This window comes from Streptomyces sp. bgisy027 (genome assembly GCF_057710365.1).
Map to the genome: position 1 here is coordinate 72,336 of NZ_JBYIVZ010000045.1, position 7,479 is coordinate 79,814.

Consider the following 7,479-nt stretch of genomic DNA (forward strand, 5'->3'; position numbering starts at 1 on the left):
CACCCACCCGTCGTGCCCACCGGCTGAGGTTGCGTTTCCCTGATGTCGAGTCACCACACCGCGCCCAAGCGGGAACCAGCACGGCTACCGTCGTACTCCAACGTGTATCTGTCCGACGTCGAGGGGGCGTACGCGGCATGAGTCTCGGAGACGAACGGGAGACCTCCGGCGGCTACGGAGGCACCGGTCAGACCCGCACGCGGCTGCCCGAGAGCAGCGGTGACGTGTACGGGGGTGCGCGGCGGGGCGGCCGTTCGTCGTCCCGGAGCCTGGTCACCGTCGTCGGCGTGGTGGTCCTCCTCATCGCCGCGATCGCCTTCGCGAACCGTGGAGGAGACGACTCCGCTTCCCCGAACGGGGACGAGAACCAGCCGAATTCCTCAACGACAGCGGCATCGGGCACCCGCCCGGTGGACGGCAAGTCGGCGGGAATCCCCGGCGGCTTCGCCCGGGACGAACAGGGGGCGCAGAGCGCGGCGGCCAACTATGCGGTGACGCTGGTCTCGGCCGACATCCTCCAGCCGACCCGCAGAGCCGAGATCGTCAAGCAGGTCTTCGTCGCCGACAAGCAGGCCGAGCTCACCGCCAAGTTCGACAAGGCGTACTCCAGGGAGTTCCTGAGCAGCATCGGCCTCGACGAGAACGGCAACGCGACCCCCGGCAACACCTACGTCTCACGGGCGGTGCCGGTCGGCACCAAGGTCACGAGCAACTCGGTCTCCGCGGCGACCGTCGAGGTGTGGTGCACCGGCGTGTTCGGCATGGCCGGCGAGAGCTCGACCAATCCGGCCGGCAGCGACTGGTTCACCATGACGCTCCAGCTTCGCTGGGTGAACGGCGACTGGAAGGTCGCGAGCTTCTCCCAGAAGGACGGACCCACCCCCGTCCCCGGGGACAGCAGGGCCTCCAGCGCCGATGAGATGGCCAAGGCAGTCGAGGAGTACGGAGGGTTCACGTATGCCCGATAACCCGCGCCGCGTACTCAAGGTGGCCGCCGCCCTGACCGCTGTGCAGGCAGCGGCCGTGCTGACGGCCACGCGCGCTGTCGCCGCACCCACTCCGTCACCGACCCCGTCGGGTGTCGACTGCGACCTCATCGTCGGCCGCGCCAAGGACTACTGCGAACAAGACAACGGCGGCTCCGGCGGGGGCGGCAGCGGCCGTTCCCTCACCGACCCCACCTCCACACTCGACCCCCTCTCCTCCCTGGCCAGAGGCTGTGCCGACGCCGCCGCCTGGACCGTCAAGCAGCTCAGCGAAGCCGTGCAGGAGACCGCGAACGTCGACTTCACGAACACCAAGTTCCTCCAGCAGTACGCAGTCGTCTTCGCGGCGTCCACGATCCTCACGCTCCTCATCTGGCTGCTGGCCGTGGCCAAGCGAGCCGTGCGCGGCGTCCCCCTCACCACCGCCATCAGCGAAGCGGTCGGCTTCCTCTGGCTGACCGTGCTGGCGTCCGCGTTCACCCCCCTGATCCTCTACACCGTCGTATCGGCGACCGACGGCGTCACGGACGTCCTCGCGAAAACGACCGGCGACCAGACCGACACCTTCTTCGGCACCTTCTCCGGGGCCCTGGAGAAGGGCGAGGACATCGGCGGCGGCCCGATCATGCTGATCGTCGTCTCCCTGGTGAGCATCCTCGCCGCCGGCATCCTCTGGCTGGAGCTCGTCATCCGCGCCGCCCTGCTCTACGTCGGCGCCCTCCTCGGCACCGTCGTCTACGCCGGCCTGGTCGACAAGAACCTCTGGGGCCACGTCCGCCGCTGGGCCGGCATCATGATCGCCGTCATCCTGGTCAAGCCGGTCATCGTCATCGTGCTCGGCCTGGCCGGCGCGCTCTCCGCCGACGACGGCCCCGGCGCCTTCTCCGCCGTGGTCTCGGGCCTCGCCATCATCCTGCTCGCCATCTTCGCCAGCGCGATGATCTACCGCTTCGTCCCGGGCTTCGGCGACGAGATCGCCGGCGGCCGCAACAACCGCATCATGCGCGGCGCCGAGGGCAAGGCCGCCGCCGTGATCAGCAGCCCGGCGACCCTCGTCGCCCAGGGCATCAAGACACACAGCTCCCGCGCGGACAACAACGGCGGCGGCGCGTCCGGTGCCGCCCGCCCCTCGAACCCCGCCTCCGGCGGCGTGGCCGCGCACAGCTCGCGCTCCCCGAACGGAGGCGGCGGATCTGTCCCCTCCGCCGCACCCGCACCCCGCTCGGGCAGCCCGGTGAACACCCCGCACGCCAGTAACACCCGCAACAGCAATCGTTCAGGAGGTGACGGGCGTTGACGACGCAGTCCCACGTGTCCCATACGGTCACGCCCCGCCGTACATATCTGATCGGCCGAGCCCGGCCGAACGCGGTCGTCGGACGCAACCGGGAGACCGGCGAGATCGCGCTGATCATCGTCGGCGCGTTCCTCGGCATGATGTGCGGACTCCTCGTCCCCGTCCTGTCCCTGCGCATCGTGCTGCTGACCGGCTTCCCGCTGCTCGCGCTGGCCGCGGTCTACGTGCCGTACAAGCACCGGACCTTCTACAAGTGGTTCGAGATCAACCGCAGCTACAAGCGCAGCCTGCGCCAGGGCACCGCCTACCGCTCCGGCGCGGTCGAGGCCGGCACCCGCATCGACGGCCGTGAGGTCGAGGTCGGTCCGCCGCCGGGCATCGGCCGCATCACCTGGCTGGCCGCCCCCTTCGGTCCGGACGAGATCGCCGTGCTGCTGCACGCCGACCGCCGCACGGTCACCGCGGCCATCGAGATCGAGGGCCCGGGCGTCGGCCTGCGCGACTCCGAGGACCAGGAGGCCCTCGTCGACCGCTTCGGCACCCTGCTGAAGCACGTCGCCAACGGGGACGGCTTCGTCACCCGCCTCCAGATGCTCGCCCGCACCCTCCCGGCCGACCCGGACGCCCACGCCAAGGACGTCGCCGTACGGGGCGACGAGCGCTCCCCGGCCTGGCTGCAGCAGTCGTACGACCAACTCCAGTCCATGGTGTCGACGAGCAGCGAGCAGCACCGCGCCTACCTCGTCGCCTGCATGCACTTCAACCGCGAACTGGCCGCCGAGGCGCTGGCGATGGCCCGCGCGTCCCGCCCGCACGGCGGCGGCAAGGTCGACCGGGACGCGGGCCTCGCGGTCGTCATGGCCCGCGAGCTGACCGACATCTGCTCCCGCCTCCAGGAGGCGGACATCCGGGTACGGCAGCCCCTCGGCCAGGGCCGCCTCGCCTCCCTCATCCACTCCATGTACGACCCGGACCACCCGATCGACCACATCCAGGCGATGACGAAACGCAATGCCTGGCCGGCCGAGCTGGACGCGATGGAGCCGACGTTCCTCCAGGCGAAGACGCGCGAGTCCTCCACCCGCGCCCCCTGGTGCCACGCCACGGCCTGGGTGAAGGAGTGGCCGATGACCCCGGTGGGCGTCAACTTCCTGGCGCCCCTGCTCGTGCACACCCCGGACGTCATCCGCACGGTCGCCGTCACGATGGACCTCGAACCCACCGAGATCGCCATCGAGCGCATGCTCACCGAGAAGACCAACGACGAGGCCGAGGCGAGCCGCGCCGCCAAGATGAACCGCACCGTCGACCCCCGCGACGTCGCCGCCCACACCCGCCTCGACCAGCGCGGCGAGGACCTCGCGAGCGGCGCCGCCGGCGTCAACCTGGTCGGCTACATCACCGTCTCCTCCCGCTCCCCCGAGTCCCTCGCACGCGACAAGCGGACCATCCGGGCGTCCGCCGGAAAGTCGTATCTGAAGCTGGAATGGTGCGACCGCGAGCACCACCGGGCATTCGTCAACACACTCCCCTTCGCCACCGGCATTCGGAGGTAGGACCTGATGCGGGACCCGCTGTCCGTCCTCACCGACGCCTTCACGTCCTTCCTCTTCGGGAAGGTCGAGACGACCCGGCTTCCGGTGCGCACGTCCACGGGCCAGGCGCAGGCGGTCTACCTCCCGACCGCCGCCCCCGGCCTCGGCGACTCGGGCGTCATCATCGGCCGCGAGGTGTACTCCGGGAAGGGCTACATCTACGACCCCTTCCAGCTCTACGGCCAGCAGCTCCCCGCCCCCCACTGGCTGGTCCTCGGCGAGTCCGGCAACGGCAAGTCGGCCCTGGAGAAGACGTACGTCCTGCGCCAGCTCCGCTTCCGCGACCGCCAGGTCGTCGTCCTGGACGCCCAGGGCGAGGACGGCGCCGGCGAGTGGAACCTCATCGCGCAGGAGCTGGGCATAACGCCGATCCGGCTCGACCCGAGGGCCGCCCTCGACCAGGGCATCCGCCTCAACCCCCTGGACCCGGCGATCACCACGACGGGCCAGCTCGCGCTGCTCCGCACGATCATCGAGGTCGCGATGGGCCACGGCCTCGACGAGCGCTCCGGGTTCGCGCTCAAGGTCGCGCACGCCTACGTCAACGAGACCATCGTCGAACGCCAGCCCGTCCTGACCGACATCGTCGAGCAGCTACGGCACCCCGAGCCGGAGTCGGCGGAGGCGATGAACGTCGCCATAGACGACGTACGGGCGTGGGGCCTGGACGTGGCGCTGGTGCTGGACCGTCTCGTCGACGGTGACCTGAGGGGCATGTTCGACGGCCCCACGACGGTCGGCATCGACCTGGACGCGCCCCTCATCGTGTTCGATTTGTCCCACATCGACCGCAACTCCATCGCCATGCCGATCCTGATGGCGATCGTCGGCGTATGGCTGGAACACACCTGGATCCGCCCCGACCGGAAGAAGCGCATCTTCCTGGTCGAGGAGGCCTGGCACATCATCAACAGCCCGTTCGTGGCCCAGCTCTTCCAGCGCCTGCTGAAGTTCGGCCGCCGTCTCGGCCTCTCCTTCGTGGCGGTGGTCCACCACCTGTCCGACGTCGTCGACGGCGCCGCGGCGAAGGAAGCCGCCGCGATCCTGAAGATGGCCTCGACCAGGACGATCTACGCCCAGAAGGCCGACGAGGCGAGGGCGACGGGCCGCGTACTGGGCCTGCCGCGCTGGGCCGTGGAGATCATCCCGTCCCTCACCCCGGGCATCGCCGTGTGGGACGTCAACGGCAATGTCCAGGTCGTCAAACACCTGGTCACCGAGACCGAACGCCCCCTCGTCTTCACCGACCGCGCGATGACCGAGTCGTCCAGCGACCTGACCGACGACGTCCTGCGCGCCGCGGAGCTGGAGGCCGAGGAGCGGGCGGCGGCGTTCGTGGAGCAACACCTGGGCGACTCCGAATCGACGGTGGCGTAGGGAGACTGCGTGAGACCGGACGACCGCCGCGACGGCAGACAGCACCGGGAAGGCCAGGGAGGCATCCCCGACGGCCTCCTCATCGGCATACTCGCCTTCCTCCTCGGCATAACCCTGCTGGTCTGGACGGCGACGGGCCTGGCGGGCTGGTTCGCCAACGGCGCCTGGCCGTCCGGAGTCGCCTTCACCCGCACACCGCTCGCGATGCGCTCCCTGATCGCCGAGCCCCACGACATCCCCGGCGCCTGGCCCGACACCCCGGCCGGACAGCTCTCCGGGTACGGCCTGTTCTGGGGCCTGTTCATCGGCCAGCTGATGATCCTCGTCGTGCTCACGGTGTTCGTGCTGGGCACGGTGGCCCGCTGGCGAGCGGTAAGGGCAGGACGACGCGCGGGAAAGGCGGCGCCCGGGAACGAACCGGCGCCGCCGCCCGCACCGTTCCGGGGCGTGGTGCCGGCACCGCGCAGGGAGCCGGAGCCGGAGCCGACGGCAGCCCGGCACGTCGAGAACCCCCCGCCGGAGACCCGCCCCTACACCCCGTCACCGACACCGACACCGCTCGAACAGCTGCCCGTCAGCGACGAAGCACTGCCGGCGGCCCCCCATGCCGCCCCCTTGCCCGCCGCGCGGGTCGGCGGAGGCGAGCGGATCCTCGTAGCCCCGAGGGAAGCCCGCCAGACGACCGCCGCGCAGGCGGTACGCGACGCCGAGGGCCCCACCGTCGTCGTCACCTCGAACCCGGCCCTCTGGCAGGACACGAAGGACGCCCGCGGCAAACTCGGCCCGGTCCTCCTCTACGACCCCACCCACCTCTGCGACACCCCGGCCCGCCTGCATTGGACCCCCACGACCGGCTGCGAGGACAAGCAGACAGCGATCGCGCGGGCAGCTGCCCTCCTGACCCCGGTCCGCCCGACCTCCCGCCTCGACCAGGCGGTGAGCGACACGGCCCAGACCCTCCTGCGCAGCTATCTGCACGCCGCAGCCGTCGACGGCCGCACCATCCGGCATGTGCACCGCTGGTCCCAGGGCACCCAGATCCAGGACGCGGTACGCATCCTGCGCACGAACCCCAAGGCGGCCCCGGGCTCGGCCGGAGAACTCGAAGCCGCCCTCACGGCCCATCCCGAACGCCGGGACATGGCACAGGAGTTGACCACCAGAGCACTCGCCGCCCTGTCCATGGTCAACATCCGGGAGTCCTGCACTCCCAACCGAACTGATGCCCTCACCTTGGATTCCTTCGTTGATGAAGGGGGCACGCTTTATGTGGTGGGTGAATCCATCGAGGACCCCCGAGCCAACCCGGGCGCCATGCCACTCCTGACGGCCCTCGCCGCAAGCGTGGTCGAGCGCGGCCGGCGCATGGCCGAACGGTCATCCTCCGGTCGCCTCGACCCACCAATGACGCTCGTCCTGGACGACGTCGCCGCCGTGGCTCCGCTTCCCCAGTTGCCGGAGCTGCTGGCCACCGGAGCGGACCGGGGCATGCCGACCCTGGCCCTGCTCCGGTCCCGCGAGCAGGCCCGCTCCCGCTGGCCGCACGACGAACTCCCGGTCTGACAACGGCCGGAGCGGCACGGAAACGCCCCTACCTAAGGCCTACGGCCCCTACGGCCGCTCCAGGACGAACTCCAGCTCCTTCTCCTCCGGGCTCCCGGACAACGGCACGAGAAGCCCACTGGGTACGAACCCGACCCGCCGATAGAAGCGCTGGGCCCGCCCGTTGTCCTCGTGCACGATGAGCCGCGTCCGCTCGGCACCGCGCCCCCAGGCCCACTCCAGGCCGGCATCGAACAGCACCTCGGTCAGCCCACTGCCCCGCTCCTCGGGCCGCACGAAGACTCCGACCACATGCCCCTGCATCCGCTCCACGCGATACCCGGCCCAGTCGGTCGTCCCCGGCTCCTCGATCAGCACGGTCAACGTCCCGACCCAACGCCCGTCCGGCGCCTCGACGATGATCTGCTGCGCCCCGTCGGCACCCTCGCAGCCCCCGGCGGCCCGGTCCATCCAGAAGGAGTCGGGCCGTGCGAGAGCTTCCTCGTACGTCTCCAGGAAGGCGATATGGGCAACCGGGTCCTGGAGTGCCGCAAGCCGCAACTCCTTGACGGCCGGCCACTCGTCCGCACGGATGGATCGGATGACGTAGTTCATACGACTCAAGCTAACGGAAAAACAAAAAGGCCCACACCGATTTAGGTGTGGGCCTTTTTCAAATTTT

6 protein-coding genes are annotated in these 7,479 nt (G+C 70.2%); 5 read left to right on the plus strand and 1 reads right to left on the minus strand.

Annotated elements, in window-relative coordinates; all coding sequences use genetic code 11:
- Nucleotides 1–137: 137 nt before the first annotated feature.
- Genes AC3ETA_RS35690 through AC3ETA_RS35710 form a run of 5 tightly spaced genes read left to right on the plus strand, consistent with a single transcriptional unit; the run spans nucleotide 138 to nucleotide 6,818 of the window.
- Entirely contained in the window at nucleotides 138–968 is an 831-nt protein-coding gene (locus AC3ETA_RS35690) for a DUF8175 domain-containg protein (protein ID WP_432197035.1), read from the plus strand.
- Nucleotides 958–2,283, plus strand: coding sequence for a hypothetical protein (locus AC3ETA_RS35695; protein ID WP_432197036.1), 1,326 nt, complete (start codon nucleotides 958–960; stop codon nucleotides 2,281–2,283). The genes AC3ETA_RS35690 and AC3ETA_RS35695 overlap by 11 nt, the downstream gene beginning before the upstream one ends.
- Nucleotides 2,280–3,839 carry an SCO6880 family protein gene (locus AC3ETA_RS35700; RefSeq protein WP_432197037.1) on the plus strand — a complete coding sequence of 520 codons (1,560 nt, stop codon included), beginning with the start codon at nucleotides 2,280–2,282 and terminating at the stop codon, nucleotides 3,837–3,839. The genes AC3ETA_RS35695 and AC3ETA_RS35700 overlap by 4 nt, the downstream gene beginning before the upstream one ends.
- A 6-nt stretch (nucleotides 3,840–3,845) precedes the next feature.
- Nucleotides 3,846–5,255 carry an ATP-binding protein gene (locus AC3ETA_RS35705; protein ID WP_432197038.1) on the plus strand — a complete coding sequence of 470 codons (1,410 nt, stop codon included), beginning with the start codon at nucleotides 3,846–3,848 and terminating at the stop codon, nucleotides 5,253–5,255.
- A 9-nt stretch (nucleotides 5,256–5,264) separates the two neighbouring features.
- Nucleotides 5,265–6,818, plus strand: a complete 1,554-nt coding sequence (locus AC3ETA_RS35710) for a type IV secretory system conjugative DNA transfer family protein (protein ID WP_432197039.1) — start codon at nucleotides 5,265–5,267, stop codon at nucleotides 6,816–6,818.
- A gap of 48 nt (nucleotides 6,819–6,866) precedes the next feature.
- Here AC3ETA_RS35710 and AC3ETA_RS35715 read toward each other — a convergent pair whose 3' ends face one another.
- Nucleotides 6,867–7,412, minus strand: coding sequence for a GNAT family N-acetyltransferase (locus tag AC3ETA_RS35715; RefSeq protein WP_432197040.1), 546 nt, complete (start codon nucleotides 7,410–7,412; stop codon nucleotides 6,867–6,869).
- Nucleotides 7,413–7,479: the final 67 nt, after the last annotated feature.